The organism is Thermicanus aegyptius DSM 12793 (assembly GCF_000510645.1).
GTDB classification, from domain to species: Bacteria; Bacillota; Bacilli; order Thermicanales; family Thermicanaceae; genus Thermicanus; species Thermicanus aegyptius.
Genome location: NZ_KI783301.1, coordinates 2,558,658 through 2,581,291 on the forward strand (window position 1 = coordinate 2,558,658; position 22,634 = coordinate 2,581,291).

Sequence of the window (22,634 nt, forward strand, 5' to 3'; positions counted from 1 at the left end):
AAAACCGGAGACCCCCTGCCATCACGAAACCTCTCGATTCACAATACTTTAGGGATATGGAAAGATATGCTATACTATATCCGTTGGAAATATAGAACATGAGGAGGATAAAAATGGAGAAAACGATTTCTTTCCTTAAAGAACATCGGGAAACGTATTTGCAAGAATTGATCGATTTCCTCCGCATCCCCAGCATAAGCGCCTTGTCGGATCATAAGGAAGACATAAAAAAGGCGGCCGAGTGGCTGAAAAATTCCCTGGAAAAGGCAGGGTTTGAGCATGTGCAAATGATGCCCACGGGAGGGCATCCTGTGGTCTATGCCGATCACCTTCACGCCGAGGGGGCACCAACCGTCCTCATCTATGGCCATTACGACGTGCAGCCGGTAGATCCCCTCCCTCTCTGGCAAAGTCCCCCCTTTGAACCGGAGATCAGGGAAGGAAGGCTCTATGCCCGAGGTGCCAGCGATGATAAGGGGCAGGTTTTCATGCACATCAAAGTGTTGGAGGCGATCCTCAAAACGGAAGGAAAACTCCCCTTTAACTTCAAAGTCCTCTTTGAAGGTGAAGAGGAGATCGGCAGCGCCCATCTGGATGCCTTCGTGGAGAAAAACCAGGAACTCCTCGCCGCCGATCTCCTGGTCGTGTCCGATACCCCCATGCTGGAAAAGGGAAAACCGGCGGTTTGCTACGGTCTCCGGGGGCTTGCAGGGCTGCAGATCGATGTAAAGGGGCCGAAAAGCGACCTTCACTCCGGCAATTTCGGCGGGGCGGTACAAAACCCGATTCACGCCTTGGTGGAACTTCTCTCCTCGATGCGGGATCAGGAGGGAAGAATTACCATCGAAGGCTTTTACGATCGGGTTAAACCTCTCTCTGAAAAGGAAAGGGAAGAATTTAAGCAACTAAACCAGGATGAAGAAAGACTGCGGGAAGAGTTGGGCGTGCCCTCCCTCTTCGGGGAGAAGGGATATACCGCTCTGGAACGGACCTGGGGGCGTCCAACCCTTGAAATAAACGGAATCTACGGCGGATTCCAAGGTGAACGGATTAAGACGGTGATTCCTTCCGAAGCCCACGCCAAGATTACCTGCCGCCTCGTGCCGGATCAGGAACCGGATGAAATCCTCTCCCTCATCGAGAAGCATATCGCCGATCATACCCCTCCGGGCGTTACGGTGACCACCACCCGTTTTGATACCGGCCGGCCTTACATGACCCCCATCGACCATCCGGCCATTCACGCCGCAAGCCGGGCCTATGAGAAGGCGTACGGGGTTCCCGCCGCCTACATACGCATGGGAGGATCGATCCCCATCGTGGAGACCTTCGTCCGCCTCCTGAAACTTCCCGTCATCCTGATGGGATTTGGGTTACCGAATGAGAATTTCCACGCTCCCAATGAATTTTTCACCTTGGAGAACTTCGACAAAGGCCTTGACACCCTCGCCTACTACTGGCAGGAACTGAAAACCGCCCTCTCCTGAGGGCGGTTCTTCCTGCTCACTTCATTAAATTCCCAAACCGTTCCGACACCCGGATGCTCTTTAGGAACGATGCGATCTCATCACGATCCCAGTTGGGAATAATGCCGTATACATGCTCCGCTTCATTGACATATTCCTTCCCTTTGGAAACCGATACGTTATACGTTTGTTGATTCTGTTCTATGGTGGTGCTCACATTCACGATTTGTTTATTTTTGGTGGCTGTGGCGATGGTCCAAAGGAGAGAATCCACCTCGATTTGTTCAACGGTGACATTCGGAGAATCGGCTGTATGGCTCTCGCCTCCTCTCTGAATGCCAACCGAGAGGACCTCATCGGTATCCGGATGGCGATACATTACTTTTAGGTACACAATATCATCCTTCGTCACTTCCGCCTGATAAACGCGGTTTAGCTCTAATTTTCGGGGATCTTCCAGGATGTTTGTGGATAGGTCAACATTCACCTCGACACGATCAAACACATACTCTCCGATTTGCTGTGGGATCTCCATTTCGGGAAAATAGGGCTTCACCGCATCCGCCGTATCACCGCTTAATCTACTTTGCATCACTCCTCTTGCGCTTCCGTCAGGCAATAGGACCAATTTGTATTGCCCTAATTTTAGGGAAGCCAGCTCCTTGTCCATGATCTCCTTTGCGGGATCATTGATTTCTTCTGCATTGCCTGTGCTCATTTGCCCCGGCGAAAATTCCCGATTGTCATTTTGTACGATAAAATCAAATACCGCCTCTTTGATTTTGTAGAGGAATGGAAAATCGATTTGATCCATGATGTCTTTCGTGGTATGTATGCGATCAAAGATGTTTTCCTGAATCAATGTCACAGCACTGATTCCCTTTTGTTCAAAAGAATTGTGGTCGCTTTGCGTATTTTCAGAGGGGATAGAATTAATCTGATTTTTCTTAATGTGTTGAACCATCGTTTCTTGAAGTTGAGTGCTCATTCCCTCTTGACCGGAAATGACCAGAAAGTTGCCCCCATTCACCGCTCCTATGCTGTCCAGATTGATGACATAAAGGTGTGAATACGCCTTTTGCAGGGCTTCCGCCATGGCTTCACTCCCTTTTAACATGGACTCTTCGCCGTTGTAGGCGATGAAGACCAAATCTTTCTTAAAGGGTTTTTTGGCTGCATATGATTGCAGCTCGCGGGCCAGCTCCACCATGGTCGCCGTGCCGGTAGCATTGTCGATGGCGCCCACATATACCCCGGATGAATCCCATCCCAGGTGATCCATATGTGCGGACACAATGACCGCATCCCGGTGATTCCCGTCCCCTCCCGCCCCTTTGATCACTCCCACCACGTTATGGGCGGTAATCCTCTTCTCTTGCAGATCGATCGCCGCCTCGATCGATTCGATCTGATCCTTTTGAGCATTCAACTGTTCATAAGTGGCAGGGCTGATCTGCAGGATGGGCATTCCTTGATAATTTCTTTGGTGCAACATTTTGTGAAAGTCATCCACCTTGAGAATTAACCTTGCTTTTGATGCTCTCCCCATTTGCTCCTTGTCGGCGGTGATGAAGGCTTTTCCATCGGCCTGTTCCGGATCAAAGGTGACGGGAAGGGTAAGGGATTCATCCTTTGCCACGGCTTGCTCAAGAAAATCTTTCCCATAGACCAGTTCTTTTTTCGTGCCGTCTTTATAGCGAACCGCCAACCGGTATTTCTGAAGATCGGGATCATAGAAGTCCTGTTCATAGGCATAAAGGAAGGAACCTTGGAAGGGGGCAAGCCCGATGGCTTGAAACGTTCCGGCCAGTTTCTCCGTCAATTGGTGATTCTCTTCCGTACCCGTAAGACGCCCTTTATACGCCGGGTCGGTCAATTCCTTGATGAGGGACTCCAGGGGTTTGTCCGCCTCCAAGCCAAACAGCGCTTGGGGGTTCGAGGCGGGCCGGCAGGCGCTCATCGTCAGGAGTACGAGAAGAAATATTCCAACTCTCCACATCTTTTCCATCCTTTTTTCCATCCTTTTTTCCATCCTTTTTTCTATCCTCCTTTCAACGTCCATTTTTTCTCATTATATTATGAATTTTACATTATGTAAATTAATAACTTATTTACTTGCATATATTTAATAAATAAGGGACGGAAAGAAGCAAAAGAAAAAAAGCCAGGTTCCCCACGAACCTAGCTTTTTTTCTACATTTACTTGGTAGATTTCCCGCTTTCCTTAGCCGAGCGACTTAAATTGAGAGACGACGAGATCATAGTATTGCCCACGTTTTGCCATCAATTCTTCGTGATTCCCCTCTTCCAAGATGCGCCCATGATCGAGGACGAAGATCTTATCCGCCTCCCGGATCGTGGAGAGCCGGTGGGCGATGATGACGGCGGTTCTCCCTGCCAGAAGCTCCTTCATCGCCTTTTGAATCTTGATCTCCGACTCCGTATCGATGCTGGCCGTCGCTTCATCCAAAATTAAAATGCTCGGATCGGCCAGGATCGCCCGGGCGAAGGAGAGGAGCTGCCTCTGCCCCACAGAGAGGGCATTCCCCCGTTCCTCCACCTCCGTCCTATACCCATTGGGCAGCCGTTCGATAAACTCATCGGCGCCGACCACCCGGGCCGCCTCCATCACCTCTTCATCGCTCGCATCGGGGCGGCCAAACCGGATATTCTCCATGATTGTCCCGGAAAAGATGAATGTCTCCTGAAGCACGATGCTGATCCTGGAACGGACATCCTCCAGGCGAAACGTGCGAAGGTCATGCCCATCCAAGAGGATCCTCCCTCCGGTGGGGTCATAGAAACGGCAGATCAGATTGGCGATGGAGGTTTTCCCGGAGCCGGTATGTCCCACCAAGGCCACCGTCTCGCCGGGTTTTACATGGAGGGTGATGCCGTTTAGGGCGGATCGCTTCCCATCATAGGAAAAATAGACTTCCTCGAAGCGAATATCCCCCTCTACCTCAGGCAAGGGAATAGGGTCCTCCTGCTCAGGAACGTTCGGTTTCTCATCGAGAAACTCGAAGATCCTCTCCGATGAGGCCATCCCCATGAGAAGCTGGTTATAAACCTGCCCCAAGCGGGAGATCGGTTCCCAAAAGCTTCCCAGATAATAGGAAAAGGCGACGAAGGACCCGATGGTCAACTCATGATTCATCAACAGAGTGGATCCGTACCCGATGAGGGTAACCGTCCCGATCGCCCCGGAGAATTCCACCAGGGGAGGGAAGAGGGCGCTCCGTTTGGTCGCTTTTTTCCACGCCTCGAAATTCCTCCGGTTCATCCGCTGGAAGAAGTTCATATTCTCCTGCTCTTGAACGAAGGATTGGGTGACGCGAATCCCCTGAATGCTTTCATTCAAGTGGGAATTGATCATCGACTGGCGAAGACGGACGGTTTGCCAAGAGCGTCGGATCATCTGCCTCAACTTCGTCGAGATGAGGAACATGAGCGGGAGAACCACCATGACCGCCAGCGTTAATTTTGGACTGAGCACGAGGAGCATTCCCGTGATCCCGATGAGGAAAACAAAGTCCATTAAAACATTGATAACTCCATTGGTAAACAAATCCTGAAGAGCATTCACATCGTTCATGATCCTCACTAAAATGGAACCGGCCGACCGTTGCTCAAAGAAACGATGGGAGAGCCGCTGGATATGCCGAAAAAGATGGCTCCTCAAGTCAAAGATGATCGACTGGCCCAACAGATTGGTCCATCGGATCTTAAGCAGGGAGGAGAACCAAGAGAGAAGATAGAGGAATGCCATCCCCCCGGCGATCAGGAATAAGAGCGTAAAATTTTTCGGTACGATGGCGTGGTCGATCGCCATACTGATGAGATAAGGCTGCACCAGACGGACCCCCGTACCTACCAACATGGCCAGCAGGGAAAGGGGAAGAAGCGTTTTCGCATACGGTTTCATATAGGTGAGGAGACGGAGCATTTGCCCCCAGTTAAATGGCTTGTCGATCACCGTCTCTTCCGGATAGAAGAAACGCTCCTTTCTCTTTCTATGTTCCAATTGAGTTTCATTCACCATCGATGTTTCCCCCATTTCCGACGTTCCCTTATAAGAATATAGATACAGCAAGAATTTAAACACCTATCTGGAGTCTTTATATTTCTCCTTCATTTCTACTTAGTCCATCAAAAGGTTTTAAGCATTCATCACCGCGAAGCGGTCTTTAAATTGAATCTCGTAGATGCGCCGATAGATGCCGTTTTTTAAGTGTAGAAGTTCCTCATGGGTTCCCCGTTCCATCACCCGTCCATGATCCAAGACGAGGATTTCATCGGCTTCCTTAACGGAGGAGATGCGATGGGCGATGATAAATGTGGTTCTCCCCTTCATCACTTCCCGGAGAGCGGTTTGAATCTTAAACTCCGTCTCCATGTCAACGGCGCTGGAGGCATCATCCAGGATCAAGATGCTCGGATCGATGAGCAGTGCCCTGGCGATGGCGATCCGTTGTTTTTGCCCTCCGGAAAGTCCCAATCCCCGTTCTCCGAGGAGGGTATCATATCCGTCGGGAAATTCCATGATAAAATCATGGGCCTGCGCCCTTTTCGCCGCTTCGATGATCTCCTCCATGGTGGCATTCGGCTTCCCGTAAGCGATGTTATCCCGCACCGTGGAGGAAAAGAGGAACGATTCCTGGAAGACGACACCGATGTTCTTCCGAAGAAAAGAGAGAGGATAGGCGGTGATGGGCCTTCCGTCTATTAAAATCTTTCCCTTCTCCGGCTCGTAGAATCGGGAGATGAGGCGGACAATGCTGGTTTTCCCGGAACCTGTCGCTCCGATGATCCCGATCACTTTTCCCGGCGGGGCGTCAAAGCAAATGGAATCAAGGGCGATTTCATTCCCTTTATACCGGTGGGTTACATCGAGGAATTGGACATGCCCCTTAATCTCATCCACCGTCACCACATCGGCGGAATCCCTAATCTCCTCCCTCTCATTCAAAATTTCCAGAAGCCGCTCCCCTGCCGCCTTCGATTGGGCGAAGGTATTCATGACAAAGCCAAGCCACATGAGAGGGCCGATAATATACCAGATCAGGCTGAAAAAAGCGATCAGCTCTCCCAGTTTCAATTCGTTACGAATGACGAGGCTGCCCCCATACACCAGAAGAGCGACGACGCTCATATTCCCCATCCACTCCATCAAGGGGAAATAGGTGCTCCAGACCTTTGCGTTCAACAGGTTGCTCTCCTTATACTCGTCGTTCCTCTCTAAAAATCTGCCAATCTCAAAATCTTCCCGAGAAAGAGCTTTTACCGTATTCATCCCGCTGATATTCTCCTGAACCCGGGTGGTCAGATGGGAAAAGGATTCCCTTATTTTGCGAAAGGCCGGATGAACGCGCTTATCAAAACGGTAGACAGCAAAGCCCACAAAGGGAAGAATGCATAGGGTAACCAGAGCCAATTTCCAATTCATCGTCAGCATGATGACGAAGCCAATTCCTATCAGGAGGAGGAAATTGAGAAGCTGGGCGAAACCGAAGGAGAGGAAAAAGCGGAATACTTCCACATCCCCTGCCAATCGGGACATGAGATCCCCCGTTTTCGCATTGTCGTAATAACGAAAGGATAAGTACTGAAGTTTCTTATATAATTCGTTTCTTAATTCATAGACCGCCCGGATCCCGAAAAGGTCTCCGAAATATTGATGGATGAAAAGAAGAAAACCCTTCACTCCCATCAAGAGGAGAAACCCTCCTGCGATCCATGGGACTAAGCCGTACTGCATCTTACCGATCACATCATCAATGGTTACCTTTAACACGAGCGGATAAACCAGGGTGATCCCGGTCGTGCCCAAAAGACAAAGGATGGAAATCACAAAAAAATGCTTATGAGGCCAATAGAAGCGCTTTAATCGCCGTAATGTCTCCATTACAACCTCCTGAGGTTCAAAAATTTTTGCGATAGGTATACTATAGTACTGAAACAAGTTCTATGGCAAGTAGAAAGAATCCGGTGCCGTTTAGATTTGATCTTTCTTTGCCCGCTGGGCCGGCAGGCGAATCGTCACCTGGGTGCCCACCCCTTCTTCGCTTTGTACGATGAAATCTCCCTGATGCTGATCAACGATCCACTTCGCGATGGGAAGCCCCAGTCCTGTTCCGCTCTTTTCAAGGGCGTTCTTTCCCCTGTAGAAACGGCGAAAGAGATGTGGAAGATCTTCTTTCGGAATGCCGATCCCGGTGTCTTCTACCGTGGCGAAAAAGAGGCTTCCTTCTCCTCCCCTCTCTTCCTTTCCCAGAACCAATCGTACTTCCCCCGCCTCCGTATATTTAAAGGCATTCTCCGCCAGGATGATGAAGAGCTGGTTCAGGTAATCCCTGTTTCCATCTATAATAAGATCTGTTACCCCCTCCATCCCTTCGACCCGTAAAGGAACCTCCGTCTTCTGAAAACGTTCCAACTGAGGGATCAGATCGTTCAACCAATCCCCGACGGGAATCTTCTCCTTCTTCACCTGGTAACCGGCATCCGCCCGGGCCAAAGAGAGAAGGTTTTGGATCAAGCGCATCATCCGATCCACATCCTGGCCCATTTCCTCCAAGACCTCTTCCCCCACCTCCGGATGTTCTTTTAGTGTTTTCCGCAGGAAATCGAGATTTCCCTTCACCGCCGTGAGCGGGGTGCGAAGCTCATGGCTGGCATCGGAGACGAAACGCTTCTGCATCTGATACGATTCTTCCAGTTCCTGATAGGCCTTATCGATGCGGCCCAGCATCAGGTTGGTCTGCTCTACCAATTTCCCAATCTCATCGGGAGGACCGTTATAATCGATGCGCCGGCGGAGATCCTCTCCCTCCTGAATCTCCGACGTGGTCCGGATCACCTCTCCGATCGGGCGAAGCACCCTTTTCGCCAACGCCCAGGCGGTGCTACTTACGATAAAAATGGTAATGAACGCCCCCCCTAAAAGAATAAGACGAAGGTTTCGCAATGTCTCCTCCAAGGGTTCCAAAGATCCGGCCACCTGTAATAAGCCGATGATCTGCTCCTGATAAACGATGGGAACGTTATAAATACGCAAGGAATGCCCGGAAAGTTGCAATGTCTCATAAACCGATTTTCCCGTTACCACCGCTCTGAGGGTATCCTGATGGATCGGGAGAACATTTCTGGAGAGGGAAGCGGAGCGGGCAACCAGTCTTCCCTCCTTATCCACCACCTGGATGAAGGTATTGGGAGCGGCGAAAATATCAATATCGGGCAGAACCGCCTGTTGCAAAGGAAAGAAAAATGAATCCACAATCCGGATGGAACGGATCACTTCACGGCTCGTCTGAGCCAGATTCTGATCGAACCGATTCATCTCCCACTGGGTAAAGAACAGATATAAAAAGAAGCCAAGTACAAAGAAAATGACGGTGATGATGCTGCTGAACCATAAAGTGATCCGCCAGCGAATGGTCAACTCTTTTCCCTCCCTTCAACCCTACTCTTCCCGAAGAACATAACCGACACCCCGAATCGTTTGAATGATCCGCTTTTCGCCACCTTCCTCCAATTTTTGGCGAAGATTGGCAATATATACCTCCAATACATTTGATTCCTGATCGGCTTCCAACCCCCATATCTGTTCGATCAATTGCTCTTTGCTCAACACCTGATTCGGGTGCTTTAAGAAAAGAAAAAGGAGATCAAATTCTTTTCCTTTCAGGTTTAGAGGACGGCCCTCTCTCCAAGCCTTTCTCGCCTCCGGGTTTAGTTCAATTCCCTTATAATGAAGAAGAGATGCTTCCTCTCGTTGGCGCTGACTGCGGCGAAGGAGGGCACGAATCCGTGCCAACAGCTCCTCCAGCTCAAAGGGTTTCACCACATAGTCATCGGCACCTAAATCAAATCCCTGCACCCTGCTTTCCAGTTCATCTTTTGCCGTAAGCATTAAAATCGGGAGATCCAGATCCCTCCTCCTCACCTCGGTACATACCTCCCACCCGTCCCGCTTCGGCAACATTAAATCAAGGAGAAGAAGATCCGGCTCTCCCCCTTTGATCATCTGCAGCGCCTCTTCTCCGTCCGCCGCCTCCACCACCTCGTAGCCTTCAAACTGCAATGCCCTGCGAAGCATGGAGCGGATGTGAAGATCATCATCCACGATCAAAATTTTCTCCTTCCGCATATCCCCTTCCTCCATTCTCCCTTTATCTTACCATACCTTCTCTTTACTGCCATGGAGTAGAGGGAAAAGCATAACAGACAGGCTTCATCATAAAGATGTAAAAAAGAAGGCAAGCTGCCCTGAGAATTCTTTCTCTTCAGCATCTTGCCTTGTACCCCATACCCCGTTTAGAAGAAATCGAACCGGCCTCGATCTTTTAATTATAGCTCTTTTCACCCACTCGAACGGTAATCGTCTTTAAGGTTCCTCCCCGGTTGATGAGGAAATTCTTTACGTCCCCCACCTTCGCCTTGGAGATGATATCAACCAACTGTTGACTGGTTTCCACCTTTTGCCGATCAATTTCTACGACCACATCTCCCTGCTGTAAACCCGCCTTTTCTGCCGGGCTGTTGCTGAAGACCTGGGCGATCAGGACACCCTTATCAATAGTTAGGCCAAGATAGCTGGATAGATCTTTCGTCAAATCCTGCACCCCTACACCGATCCAGGGATGGGAAACCTTCCCCTTCGTAATCAGATCATCCAATACACTCTTCGCCGTGTTGATGGGAATGGCGAAACCAAGACCTTGCCCTTGGGCATTGATCGCCGTATTGATGCCGATCACCTCTCCTTTAAGGTTGAGAAGAGGACCGCCGCTATTCCCGGGATTGATGGAGGCATCGGTTTGCAAGAGGTTTTTGAAGTTCTGGCCATTGATGGTGAGCGGACGCCCTTTCGCGCTAATCACCCCGACGGTTACGGTGTGATCCAGTCCGTAGGGATTCCCGATGGCAACGCTCCATTCACCCACCTGAATGGCATCGGAATCCCCCAATTTCAGGTAAGGGAGCTTCCCGTTTGAATTGATTTTAATCACGGCCAGATCCAATTCCGGATCCCGCCCGACCAACTTTGCCGTGATCGGTTTATCTTCTCCGGACATAAAGACCTGAATCGTATCGGCCTGGTCGATCACATGGTTATTGGTGAGAATATACCCGTCTTGATTGATGATGAAGCCTGATCCCAACGCTGAAGTTTGTCGTTGACTGGGAATGTCAAAGGGGAGATCGAAAAATTGGCGAAACGGATCGTTAAAGGACTGGTTCTGCCGAATCGTGGTGGTGGTTTCAATTCTCACCACGGCGGGTCCGGCTTGTTTCACCATCTCGGCGATAATATTGTCCGATGTGATAGGAAGATTTACCGGTGCGGATGCGGTAGTCGCATTTGTCGCGCTTCCAGGGTCGGCATACGCTTTACTCCCATTAAAATATTGATTGTTTTGCGAAGTGGCCCAGATCCCACCCATGAGCAATACTCCTGCCAAGAAGGCCAAGAAGAGATTACGCATCTTCATCTTTCATCACTCCTTCTGAGTTCATTCTTTCTAGATCTCATCCATCTTTATTAAAATAAACCTTCCTTAAAAAACTCTGAAATAAATGTGACATATTTGTGAACGAGAAGGGAAAGGATGTTAAAAATGGTTAAAAAAGTATTTTTACAGCGGTGGATACGGATCTACCAGGTGGCCGCCACCTATATAGGCACGGTCGTAGGGGCGGGATTTGCCACAGGCCAGGAAATCTTTCAATTTTTCACCCGGAACGGTGCATTGGGCACCCTGGCCATTCTTCTTAGCACCCTCCTCTTCATTGGCATCGGATATAAAACGATGACGATCGCTAAATTGGAACGATGTTACTCTTATCAAGAATTTCATGTGCACCTGTTTGGACCCAAAGGAAGCCTCTTCTTTAACCTGATGATTCCTTTTCTTCTTTTAGGCGGGAGCGGCGTGATGCTTTCCGGTATGGGGGCTCTTTTTGAAGAACAGTTTCACCTCCCCAGACAAATAGGAATCCTTCTTGCCATGCTCCTCGTCATCCTCATTGTGCTGAAGGGATTAAAAGGTGTGCTGTGGGTAAACGGTCTTTTTGCCCCCTTTATCCTCTTTATGATCTCCTTGCTTGGCCTACATCTGCTGCTCGAGCCTCCTTCCTTTCCCGCAACACTTGATCCGTGGAATTTTCGATGGATCTTGTCCGCTATCCTCTACACAGGACTTAATCTCATCCTTTCCCAGGCGGTCCTCGTCCCTTTAGGAAAAGAGACGGAAGATGCTTCGATCCTTTTATGGGGCAGCCTCTTCGGGGGAGGGGGACTGGGATTGATGCTTTTGATTGGTCATGAGGTGATGCTCCGTCATCAAAACCTGATTCAACAGGCGGAAATCCCCTTGGGAACGATACTCCATTTCCTCTTTCCCTGGGCTTTTGTTCTTTATTCCTTGGTCATTCTGGTTGAAATCTTAACCACGTTGGTGGGAAATACCTTTGGCATCATGCGCCAGGCAGAATCCATCGCTTCTCTGCCCCCTCTTCCTTCCCTTTTGCTCGTCTTGTTGGGAGCTTACCTCATCAGCCACTGGGGATTCCGCATGTTGGTAAGTTCCCTTTATCCATTCATCGGCGGGCTTGGGATTCTTTATATCGTTCGCATCATTTTTTACCCAATTCTCCCAAATAAGAAATGAAAAAGAGCCGTCCCGGACCCCGCCTTTCGATCATCTAGCCTCGTTTTAAAAAAAGAAACCCTCTCTCATCCTGAAGAGGGCAAACGACCTTATGTGTCATTAGAGAATCCATAGATACAAGCCGGATCATTAGAAATAGAGATAATAGAAGAGGACCCCGGCCAAAAGAATGCGGTATATGGCGAAGGGAATTAGTTTTAACCGGTTGAGCACCTTCAAAAAAGTAACCACCGCCAGCATCGCCACGACAAAGGCGGTCACAAATCCAATCGCAAAGACGCCGAAATCCTGCGGGTGCAATACATCTAGATTCTTGATGAGATCAAATCCGGTTGTCCCGAACATGATCGGAACGGCGACAAGGAAGGAGAATTCGGCCGCCGTCTTATAACTGGCCCCGAGAAGTAGCCCTCCGGAGATGGTCGCCCCTGCGCGGGAGAAGCCGGGCCATAGGGCGAGTGTCTGAAATAGACCGATCAAAAAAGCCTGCCGGTATGTAAGCTGATCCAGGCTTTCCGCCGTCACTTTTCGCTTCGCCAGTTGGGCGGCAATCATTAAAATGGCTCCTGCCAACAGGGCAAAAACCACCACATAAGGGGAGAAAAGGGTTTTGATCCAATCATAAAAGACAAAACCGAGAACAGCGGCGGGGAGAATGCCCAAGAAGATATGGAGGAGATTCAACCCTTTTTTCTGAAATTGGGCCAGCGTCAAAAAGGAATAGAAGCGATGGCGATACAAGACCGCGATCGCCAAAATGGAGCCTAATTGGATAAAGACCTCAAAGATCTTCGCCGTTTCCCCCGTAAAACCAAGCCAACTTCCAACTAAGATTAAATGACCTGTGGAAGAGATGGGCAAGTATTCCGTTAAGCCCTCTACAATCCCCATGATCAGGGCAATCAGGTTTAAATCCATCGGTTTCTCTCCTTTCATTGCAACAGACAAGGTTAAGTATACCATAGAAAAGGAGAGAATATCTTTTTCTCATCCATTTTTTATCTTTCACCGTCTCCTTTAGATATCGAATCCTCTCCGGGGGTTCGTACCAAGGCATTTTACACCATAAAAAAAGGGGCTTACGCCCCTTCTTGCCCATGAATCTCTTGATTTACTTTCCCAGGCCCTTTTTGACCCACTCGGCCACCGTAAGCAAGCGTTTCGTTTGGTGCTTCACCGCTTGCTCCACATCTTCGATCATCTTCCCGTTCTGATCGACGGAGACGCTGGTCCCATACGGATTGCCTCCCGCTGCGAAGATGGACGAATCGGTGTATCCGGGCGTCACGACGATCGCCCCCCAGTGATACATCGTGGTATAGAGGGAAAGGATGGTGGCCTCTTGCCCGCCATGGGGGTTTTGCGCCGATGTCATGGCGCTTACCACTTTGTTTACGGTCTTCCCCTGCGCCCAAAGGCCCCCCGTCGTATCGAGGAATTGCTTCATTTGTGAAGCCATATTGCCGAACCGGGTCGGTACGCTGAAGAGGATGGCGTCCGCCCATTCCAGATCATCGGTGGTTGCGGTGGGCACGTCCCGCGTGGCTTCAAGATGAGCTTTCCAGGCGGGATTTTGTTCAATCGCCGCAGGAGGGGCCAGCTCAGGAACTTTTAACACTTTCACTTCCGCCCCGGCCTCCTTGCCGGCTTCCGCTGCCCATTGGGCTAACTGATAATTGGTTCCTGTGGAACTGTAGTAGACGATGGCAAGTTTTACGGACATCATGAATCTCTCCTTTTTTCATTTTCATTAATCAACAAAGCTGCCTCGAAAAACGGGACGTTCCCCGATCGGCTGCCCGGCAATCAAGACAAAGCGGAGATCCTCCTCCGCCACGACGCTCAGGCCGCCATTCTCCGCAGCCCTTTCCGGAATAAGAACCTCTCCCGCCGTACCGGGGAACCGGTTCCCCCCAAAACTTCCCGTACCCTCCAGTATGTAGATCAAGGGTTGGAATCCTCCAGGAATGGGAAAAAGGCCTTTTTTCCCTTGTGATATCGCAATATCGTAGTAGACCATCGACTGTACAATGCGAACGGGGGAGCCTTCCCCCACCAGCGTTCGGACCCGGATTCCATCCGACTCTCTTTCGGGAATCTCTTCCCTCTTCACATCCTGGTAGCTGGGTTCCATCCCTTTCAATCTGCGCTCCAGATTGATCCACAGCTGAATCCCGCTGTTTATTCCCTCGAAGGCAGGAAATTCCGAGTGAACAATCCCGCGCCCTGCGGTAATTCTCTGCAGTCCTCCCGCCTGAATGATCCCTTCATTCCCCGCACTATCCGCATGCTTAAACGCACCTTCAAGCATATAGGTGATAATCTCAAATCCCCGATGGGGATGATCGGGAAACCCCGCCCTTTGATCCAGGGAAAAGTGGTCCATCATGAGAAAGGGATCGACGTAGGATAGGTTGTGCGTCGGCATGATCCGTTTTAAGGCCGCATTCTCCCCATCCACCGTATGGACGGGCAACGCTTTTTTTAGAATGTCCAAAAATCCACCTCCCTTCGATTCGCATATAACTTAATTATTTGTATCTACTAACGTAAGTATAGTTTAGTCTCCCATCTATGTCAACAGACCAAGAGAAAAAGGTTTGAGTGCTCGACACAGCGTGGTACAAGCTTCCATGCCGATATTCGGTATAAAAAGGCCATACCACGATCTAGGATCTTCCGCCGGATTCGAAAGCTTCTATCGACAAACAGGATAAAAGGAGCCCGGGGGCTCCTTTTTATCCTGTGAATCCATCCATGATTTTATGCCCGGGTCCCGTTTAAAAATCAAAATGATCCGGATCCGGTCCGATTCGTCGGTTAATGTTCATGCCATCCAAACGTTCCATATCCTCTGCGGAAAGTTGAAAGTCGAAAATATCGGCATTCTCTTTGATCCGCTGAGGGTTCACAGATTTCGGGATCGTGACCACTTCGTGCTGCAGATCCCAGCGCAGGACGATTTGCGCCGGGGTTTTGTTATATTTACGCTCAAGTTCCACAATCGTCGGATGATCGAGGATTTGTCCCCTGGCGAGAGGGCTCCATGCTTCCAGTTGGATCCCGTTTTCCCGGCAAAACGTATGTAACTCCTTTTGTGTCAAATAGGGATGATACTCCACCTGGTTTACGGCAGGTTTAACCTCACAGTCTTCCAGCACATCCTGCAGGTGATGAATCTGAAAATTGCTTACGCCGATGGCACGGACCCATCCATCCTTATATAACTTTTCGAGAGCTTTCCAGGTCTCTTTATATTTCCCCTTGACCGGCCAGTGAATCAGATAGAGGTCGATATACTCCAGACCCAGTTTGCGGCGACTTTCTTCAAAGGCTTGAAGGGTGGATTCGTACCCCTGCTGGGAATTCCAAACCTTGGTGGTCACAAAAATCTCTTCCCGAGGGACTCCCGATTCCTTGATGCCTCTCCCCACACCCCTTTCGTTTTCATAGAAGGCTGCGGTATCGATGCTGCGATAGCCCGTCTCTAAAGCAGATTTCACCGCGCCCACCACCTCGTCGCCTTCCCTGGCCTTGTATACGCCAAGACCCAACCAGGGCATCTTCACCCCGTTGTTCAAAATCGTGCAATCGGAAATGTGCTCGGGCATGTGGACAATCTCCTTTCGGGTAGGTTTTCATCCATTGGATATCATCATTTTACCATAGGAAGGCCTGTCCTCTCATGTGGGAGAGTGATTCTTCCAACCTTCCTTGACGGAGGTCATTCAGGAAATGCGAATCTCCCCTCTTTTCTGAGGTGAATGAACCGAATTTTTTTTCCCACCGGTCGATAGTAAAAGAGGGGGATTCAATAAAATTTTCTCGAGTTCTTCTTCCCGTCGTAGGTGAAGAGGACTTCTTTGTTTTCGATCACCGTTTTCAGGTGAACCGGCCTTCCCCAGAGGGTGTAGACATAGGGAAGGGTTTTTTCTATATATTTCACATCCAGTTCCAGATCTTCGTAGTAGTGGGCGAGGAGGAGCTCCCCGTTCCGGTTGTAATCCCCATCCTCCACCGCGATGTAGGGGAAACCTCCATTCACCCTGGATGCCACGAGGAGGTCCCGGACGTTTTCCCAGTTCTTATCCGTGATCGTCCATTCACTCCCCTGTTTCGCGTAAATGTAGAGGTCCATCTCCTCCACCAAATCTTTGGTCAGGTAATTGCGCAGGAAGGAGAGATCGGAATCCAGTTCCCGTACTTCAAAGATCTTTTGCCTTCCTTTCCCCGGGAGGCGGTGAAACCGCCTCCGCTCCTCTTCGCTGGGATGGTCCCATCGCCTCTCGATGTCCTCGTAGATTTTAAGACCCAGGTGGTAGGGATTCAGATGATGGAGGGAGGGCTGTACCACACCAGCGTTCAGTTTCGCATACTCAATGGTCTCCGCCTCGGTGAGATCCATCTCCCGGAGGATGCGTTGATGCCAGTAGGAGGCCCACCCTTCATTCATGATCTTCGTTTCCAATTGGGGCCAGAAATAGAGCATCTCATCATGGAGGATGGTGAGGATATCCCTCTGCCAGGGCTCCAGAACCGAACTAAATTCCTCAATGAAGAGGACGAGATCCTTTTCCGGTTTTGGAGGAATTTTGGCACGGACAAGAGGAAAAGGGCTCTCTGCTTCCTTCTTTTCGGTTTCATCAAGTCCCCATAGATCTTCATAAGGACTTCGTCTTTTTCTCTCTTTCTTTGGCTCTTCCAAAGGTACATCCTTCCAGGATAGGCGCGGGGTGGTAAGGGAGGGGTCCACATGCTCCTGTATGCTTATGGCGGCATCCAGGAATTCCTCCACCCTTTTCCTCCCATACTGGATCTCGTACCGGCGGATCCGTTCCGCACTGGCCGCCATGCTTTCTACCATCTGGCGGTTGGTGTTTCGGAAGCGGAGATTGTTCTTGAAGAAATCGGAATGGGCGAGGACATGGGCGACGATCAATTTATTCTGGATGAGGGAGTTTCCTTCCAGGAGAAAGGCGTAGCTGGGATCGGAGTTGATGATGAGTTCATAGATCTTGGAGAGACCCAGATCATATTGCAGCTTCATCCTGTGAAAGGCCTTTCCGAAGCTCCAGTGGGAAAAGCGGGTCGGCATCCCATAGGCGCCGAAGGTGTAAAGAATATCCGCCGGAACGATCTCGTACCGCATGGGAAAGAAATCAAGGCCGAACCCCCTGGCGATCTCCATGATCTCCTCAATCGCCCGACGTAGTTTCACGCGTTCCTCTTCTTTCACCTCCTCATCCCACCTCTCGCTCCGCCCTGTCGGTGAAGAATAATTTCAAGGCCCGGTAAACGTCGCTCTTATCCCGAATCATGATCGCCTGAAATCGGGGGTTTTTTATGGATCGGAAGGCTCCCATTAAGGTACTGTGCCGGTTATACTGGTTGATTTCCCCATATCCGAACTGGTTGGAGACGACAAGGAGCTTTTCTACCAATTGGACACTTCGCTCGTTGTCCGAGGAGAGATTATCCCCGTCGGAGAAATGAAAGGGATAGATGTTATACCGTTCCGGAGGATACCGTTTTTCCACCAATTCCAGAGCTTTCGCATAGACAGAGGAGCAGATCGTTCCTCCGCTTTCCCCTTTGGTGAAGAATTGGTCCTCGGTCACCTCTTTTGCCTCCGTATGGTGGGCGATAAAGACGATCTCCACATTCTGGTAATTTTTCCGCAGGAAACGAATCATCCAGAAAAAAAAGGTGCGGGCGATATACTTTTCAAAGTTCCCCATGCTGCCGCTCGTGTCCATCATCGCCAGGACGACAGCGTTGGATTGATACTTCACCTCTTCCTCCCAGGTCTTAAAGCGAAGATCTTCATTGGTAATGCGAGTATTTCCTTTTTTTCCATGAAGGGCTTCCCTGCGGATCGCTTCCAGGAGGGTTCTCTTTTTATCGATATTGGACATCAGCCCCTTTTTCCGAACATCGTTAAATTCGATTTGGGTTGTCTTTATTTCCATCTCATTTTTCGGCTTTAGATTGGGAAGGGTAAGTTCCTTAAACAGGATCTCTTCCAATTCTTCCACGGAAATTTCCGCCTCATAGTAATCCACTCCCGGTTGATCCCCTGCGCCGGTCCCATCACCGGCCTGGTGCTGGGGATCGCTTCCCAACACATCCCCCACTTTACTGTTTCCGTCCCCTTGGCCCACCTGTTTTCCTTTGTTGTAATTATACCGAAAACGATACTCATCCAAGGAACGGATCGGAATTTTTACCACATCTCTCCCATTCGATAAGATAATGCTTTCTTCACTCACCAGGTCGGGTAGGTGATTTTGAATGGCCTCCTTCACCTTCTCCTGATGCCTCATCTGATCCTGATATCCTTTGCGGTGGAGGGACCAATCTTCTTGGGAGATCACGAATGCCTCGTTACTCATGCTGGACCCACCTCCATTTTTTATGACAAAAACCCTCAACGGTTTAACAGACTCCCCACATAGCGGAGCAGCTCATTGGAGCAGACGGCGCAGTATCCGTATTCATCCATCAGACGGGCCGTTACCTCATTTATCTTCTTCAAATGGTTTTCATCAGGGGTTTTGGAGGAGGTGGTAATCTTCACCACATCCTTCAAATCGGCAAAGAGCTTCTTCTCAATCGCCTCCCGAAGGCGTTCATGGCTGTTGTAATCGAATTTCTTCCCCTTGCGGGCATAGGTGGAGATGCGGATCAGAATTTCCTCCCGGAAAGCTTTCTTCGCGTTTTCGGAGATGCCGATCTGTTCCTCGATGGAACGCATCAGTTTCTCATCCGGTTCCATCTCCTCACCGGTAATGGGGTCTTGAATTTTGCGGTGGTGGGAGTAGGCCTCCACGTTATCCAGGTAATTATCCAGCAAGGTTTTGGCCGATTCTTCATAAGAATAGACGAAGGCCTTCTGCACCTCTTTCTTAGCCAGCTCATCATATTCTTTGCGGGCGAGGGAGATAAAATTGAGATAACGTTCCCGTTCCTCTTTGGTTATGCTGGGATGTTGATCCAATCCGTCTTTCAAGGCTCTCAGCACATCCAAGGCATTGATGCATTCCGTATCCCGGCGAATCAACGCGCTGGAGATCCGGTTAATAATATAGCGGGGATCAATCCCGGACATCCCTTCATCCTGGTGTTCTTCATGCAGTTCCCGAAGATCCCCCTCATTTAACCCTTCCACATCTTCTCCGTTATAGAGACGCAGCTTTTTGATCAAATCAACCCCTTGCTTCTTTGATTCTTTTAATCGCGTCAGGATGGAGAAATAGGCCGCCGTGTAAAGGGAGTGGGGGGCGATGTGGACATGGCCCACGTCACTTTGGGAGATGAGCTTCTTGTAAATCTTCTCCTCTTCCTTCACCTTCAAATTGTAGGGAATACGCATCACGATCATCCGGGACTGAAGGGCTTCATTCTTCTTATTGGCGATGAAATTGCGGTACTCCGTTTCATTGGTGTGGGCCACAATCAGCTCATCTGCGGAGATAAGGGCAAACCGCCCCGCCTTAAAGTTTCCTTCCTGGGTGAGGGAAAGGAGGTTCCAGAGGAATTTTTCATCACTTTTCAGCATCTCCTGGAATTCCATCATCCCGCGATTCGCCTTGTTCAGTTCCCCATCAAATCGGTAAGCCCGGGGATCCGACTCAGATCCGTATTCGGTAATGGTGGAAAAATCGATGCTTCCTGTCAGATCGGCAATATCCTGGGATTTGGGATCGGAGGGGCTGAAAGTGCCGATGCCGATCCGCTTCGCCTCCGACATGATCACTCTTTCAACGGCAAAGCCGTTCACATCCCCGCCGAACTCCTCTTCCAACCGCATTTGGCAATAGGGACAGAGATTCCCTTCAATCTTTACCCCATACTTTTCTTCAAACTCACCGCGCAGATCCTGGGGAATAAGATGAAGGGGCTCTTCATGCATGGGGCATCCCTTAATGCCATAGAGGGCACCCCGATCGGTCCGGGAGTACCGCTCCAGCCCCTGTTTCAGCATGGTAACGATCGTGGACTTTCCTCCACTTACCGGTCCCATCAAGAGCAGGATTCGTTTGCGGACATCGAGTCGTTTCGCCGCTGCGTGGAAATATTCTTCCACCAGCTTCTCGATGGCCCGCTCCAGGCCAAAGATCTCCCGGCTAAAAAATTTATAATCCCTCACGCCATCTACCTCTTCGATGCCGGCATCTTTAATCATATTGTAAATGCGGGAATGGGCCGTCTGAGTCACATAAGGTTTCTGTTTCACAATCTCTAGATATTCGAGGAAACTTCCTTCCCATTTCAACCGTTCCTCCCGGGCACGGTATTCGCTAATCTTATGCAGAAAATCTTCCATCGTTCTCCTCTCCTCATCCCCTTTTTCCCCTTGGAACGATCTGTTTTTAATTAATATATTCGAAGAGCGTCTAAAGAATGATTCGGCTGAATAGTAAGACTTGTTATATACTATGCGAAGGAAGTCCTCCGGTTCACAGGTATGGCATTTTTGTGACACACAGGTGTGGAAAGATTCACAGGTTGTTCAAAATCGGGTATAATATGGGCTAGATCCATGAAGGAGCGATGCAGATGATTGCAAAGACATTGTTGGTTGTTGTGGTCTTAGCTTCCCTCCTCTTCGCCATTTTAACGGCAGGGTATAATGAGGATAAGACGTGGAACATTTAAACTCATCCAAGAAAAAAGCCTTGGGAGTCGGTTTCCCAAAGGCTTTTTTCTTATGAAAATATTTATATGTTTTTCCTCGCTCATACCTCAGCAAAAATCCCTCTTCCCCATAACAGGTCCTGATAAAAATCCCAAAGGCTTCCTTCTCCATCCGGTAGGTAGCTCGGCTCCCCCCGGTCGATCTTCTTATCGGTAACCAGGTAGGTTTTAAGGCCTATTTCCTTCGCCACCATATCTTCCTGAACATCATTCCCCACCATCAGGGTCTCTTCCGGGGGCAGCTTCAACCGTTCGATCAGCTCCTCATAATATTCCACATTGGGTTTGGTAAAGTGGCTGTTTTCGTAGGTGGTAATCCACTCAAACTGTTCGGGGCGAGCTCCTGTCCAGAGAATCCGCTGCTCGATGGCGCTTTTGGGAAAGAGGGGATTGGTGGCAACCGCAGTCCGGTATCCCCTCTCCTTCACGGTGCGAATCAAATCGGAGGTGAAGGGGTGAGGATGGACGATGGCCGATAGCTTCGGAAACTCTTCTGCATAAAAGAGATCGACCAGGGGGATTAAGGCCTCGCCGTTTCCCACTTTGGGGTAAAAATCCTCATCGAAAACATCTTTGTTCGTCTTCCCGGGATCCCGGTTCCGAATCATGGCGGCCGTCGAGGCAAAAAGTTGTTTCACGAAAAGGGCGGGATCTACCAGATGGGATACATATTCCGATAATGTACGGATATATCCTGCCACGAATTGGTCCGTATCGATGGGGAGAAGTGTTCCGTCAAGATCAAAGAGAATTGCTTTAATGGGCATGGCCTTCCTCCATTCGTATGGATCTCTTCATTTTCCTATTTTATCCGGTTTCCGCTATTTCACAGCCTTTGGTTCTCAGCTGTTCCCATGCTTCTATCATACGCCGTTGCTCGATCACTCAATTTAACTACCTTTGGTTCTTACCTGTTCCCATTCTTCACCTGGAGAAGGGTTTCCTTTCGAAGGGCACGGCAGTTGCACCCCACAGCCTCGGCAGGGGTCTCTTTGAGGGCGTCGAGGAGGATATTCCCGATCTTTTTCCCTTCTCCATAAAAGATGTCGCTTAAGTCCTTGTGATCCCAATCCCGGATGATCCCTTCCGCGTAATTAACCACCATATAGATTCCCGTATAGCAAGCGCCGATCTCCCTGGCCAGGTAAACTTCGGGCGCGATGCTCTGTCCTACAAAATCCCCATGCCAACTGCGAAACATCTGCACCTCCGCCCTGCTTTCAAAATGGCGCCCATCGGTATTTACATAAGTACCCCGCTTAAATACATGCCGATCCGTTCCCGCCAGATGCTTTTTGGCCACCCGATAGAGAATCTCTGCCCCGGTTGGGCAGATGGGCTCCCGCATAATCATGAGATAAGGTCCTCCCAGGCCCACATCCTGTCGCATCGAGTGATCGATGTAATCATCCGGGATGACCAGGTCGCGCAGCTCCAACAGGGGATTGATGCTTCCTACTCCCCCTTCCACATAGATCCGTTCCACCCCCGCCTCTTTCAGTACCCAGAAGAGCTGTTGGGAGGCTTGTCCGCGGCTTACCGCGGGAGGTCGCCACCCATGCATTTTACATGTGAGGAATTCTTTATCCCCGGTTCGGACCAGTTTAAAGGCGGGACTTTCTCCAAAAGGGGTATCAAAGATGAGATCGGTTCGTAGAACCTCCGTATCTTCCCTTTCCAGATCTTCGGGAAAGTTAAGGGAGAAGGTGCTTGATCCTCCGATGACGGCAAATTGAACACGAGGGATTTCTTCACGAGCGAAAGACATGGTTTCCTCCTTTATGATCAAAGATAAGAA

The 22,634-nt window shown here is 49.8% G+C and carries 17 protein-coding genes; 2 read left to right on the forward strand and 15 right to left on the reverse strand.

Annotated elements, in window-relative coordinates:
* Window positions 1–113 precede the first annotated feature (113 nt).
* Window positions 114–1,487 carry a dipeptidase gene (locus tag THEAE_RS0113570; RefSeq protein WP_028987847.1) on the forward strand — a complete coding sequence of 458 codons (1,374 nt, stop codon included), beginning with the start codon at window positions 114–116 and terminating at the stop codon, window positions 1,485–1,487.
* Between the two features lie 16 nt (window positions 1,488–1,503).
* Here the strand turns inward: THEAE_RS0113570 and THEAE_RS0113575 are convergent, their stop codons facing one another.
* The 6 genes from THEAE_RS0113575 to THEAE_RS0113600 form a co-directional block, all read right to left on the reverse strand.
* Window positions 1,504–3,498: a M28 family metallopeptidase gene (locus tag THEAE_RS0113575; RefSeq protein ID WP_028987848.1), complete on the reverse strand. Its 1,995-nt coding sequence runs from the start codon at window positions 3,496–3,498 to the stop codon at window positions 1,504–1,506.
* A gap of 192 nt (window positions 3,499–3,690) precedes the next feature.
* On the reverse strand, window positions 3,691–5,508 hold the full coding sequence (locus tag THEAE_RS0113580; protein ID WP_052330259.1) for an ABC transporter ATP-binding protein: 1,818 nt from the start codon (window positions 5,506–5,508) through the stop codon (window positions 3,691–3,693).
* Window positions 5,509–5,625: 117 nt separating this feature from the next.
* Window positions 5,626–7,371 (reverse strand): ABC transporter ATP-binding protein, encoded by a 1,746-nt coding sequence (locus THEAE_RS0113585; protein WP_005584793.1) that lies wholly within the window; start codon window positions 7,369–7,371, stop codon window positions 5,626–5,628.
* A gap of 90 nt (window positions 7,372–7,461) precedes the next feature.
* Entirely contained in the window at window positions 7,462–8,907 is a 1,446-nt protein-coding gene (locus THEAE_RS0113590; RefSeq protein WP_005584794.1) for a sensor histidine kinase, read from the reverse strand.
* Window positions 8,908–8,928: 21 nt separating this feature from the next.
* A complete protein-coding gene (locus THEAE_RS0113595; protein WP_005584795.1) occupies window positions 8,929–9,615 on the reverse strand; it encodes a response regulator transcription factor in 687 nt (228 codons plus the stop codon).
* Window positions 9,616–9,811: 196 nt separating this feature from the next.
* Window positions 9,812–10,960, reverse strand: coding sequence for a trypsin-like peptidase domain-containing protein (locus tag THEAE_RS0113600; RefSeq protein WP_005584797.1), 1,149 nt, complete (start codon window positions 10,958–10,960; stop codon window positions 9,812–9,814).
* Window positions 10,961–11,086: 126 nt separating this feature from the next.
* On the opposite strand from THEAE_RS0113600, the gene THEAE_RS0113605 reads away from it, so the two are divergent.
* Window positions 11,087–12,139 (forward strand): YkvI family membrane protein, encoded by a 1,053-nt coding sequence (locus THEAE_RS0113605; RefSeq protein WP_028987850.1) that lies wholly within the window; start codon window positions 11,087–11,089, stop codon window positions 12,137–12,139.
* A 129-nt stretch (window positions 12,140–12,268) separates the two neighbouring features.
* On the opposite strand, the gene THEAE_RS0113610 is transcribed toward THEAE_RS0113605, so the two are convergent.
* The 9 genes from THEAE_RS0113610 to THEAE_RS0113655 form a co-directional block, all read right to left on the reverse strand.
* Window positions 12,269–13,057: an undecaprenyl-diphosphate phosphatase gene (locus tag THEAE_RS0113610; RefSeq protein ID WP_028987851.1), complete on the reverse strand. Its 789-nt coding sequence runs from the start codon at window positions 13,055–13,057 to the stop codon at window positions 12,269–12,271.
* 193 nt (window positions 13,058–13,250) lie between these two features.
* Complete coding sequence (wrbA, locus tag THEAE_RS0113615) at window positions 13,251–13,865, reverse strand: NAD(P)H:quinone oxidoreductase (protein WP_028987852.1); 615 nt, start codon at window positions 13,863–13,865, stop codon at window positions 13,251–13,253.
* 24 nt (window positions 13,866–13,889) lie between these two features.
* Window positions 13,890–14,636, reverse strand: a complete 747-nt coding sequence (locus THEAE_RS0113620; RefSeq protein WP_052330017.1) for a pirin family protein — start codon at window positions 14,634–14,636, stop codon at window positions 13,890–13,892.
* 283 nt (window positions 14,637–14,919) lie between these two features.
* Window positions 14,920–15,750, reverse strand: a complete 831-nt coding sequence (locus THEAE_RS0113625) for an aldo/keto reductase (RefSeq protein WP_005584804.1) — start codon at window positions 15,748–15,750, stop codon at window positions 14,920–14,922.
* A gap of 200 nt (window positions 15,751–15,950) precedes the next feature.
* A complete protein-coding gene (locus THEAE_RS0113630; protein WP_028987854.1) occupies window positions 15,951–17,375 on the reverse strand; it encodes a SpoVR family protein in 1,425 nt (474 codons plus the stop codon).
* Window positions 17,376–17,379: 4 nt separating this feature from the next.
* Window positions 17,380–18,531, reverse strand: a complete 1,152-nt coding sequence (gene yhbH, locus THEAE_RS0113635; protein WP_028987855.1) for a sporulation protein YhbH — start codon at window positions 18,529–18,531, stop codon at window positions 17,380–17,382.
* 35 nt (window positions 18,532–18,566) lie between these two features.
* On the reverse strand, window positions 18,567–20,465 hold the full coding sequence (locus THEAE_RS0113640) for a PrkA family serine protein kinase (protein ID WP_028987856.1): 1,899 nt from the start codon (window positions 20,463–20,465) through the stop codon (window positions 18,567–18,569).
* A 412-nt stretch (window positions 20,466–20,877) separates the two neighbouring features.
* Complete coding sequence (locus tag THEAE_RS0113650) at window positions 20,878–21,603, reverse strand: HAD family hydrolase (protein WP_028987857.1); 726 nt, start codon at window positions 21,601–21,603, stop codon at window positions 20,878–20,880.
* Between the two features lie 140 nt (window positions 21,604–21,743).
* Window positions 21,744–22,604: an MTAP family purine nucleoside phosphorylase gene (locus tag THEAE_RS0113655; protein WP_028987858.1), complete on the reverse strand. Its 861-nt coding sequence runs from the start codon at window positions 22,602–22,604 to the stop codon at window positions 21,744–21,746.
* Window positions 22,605–22,634 lie beyond the last annotated feature (30 nt).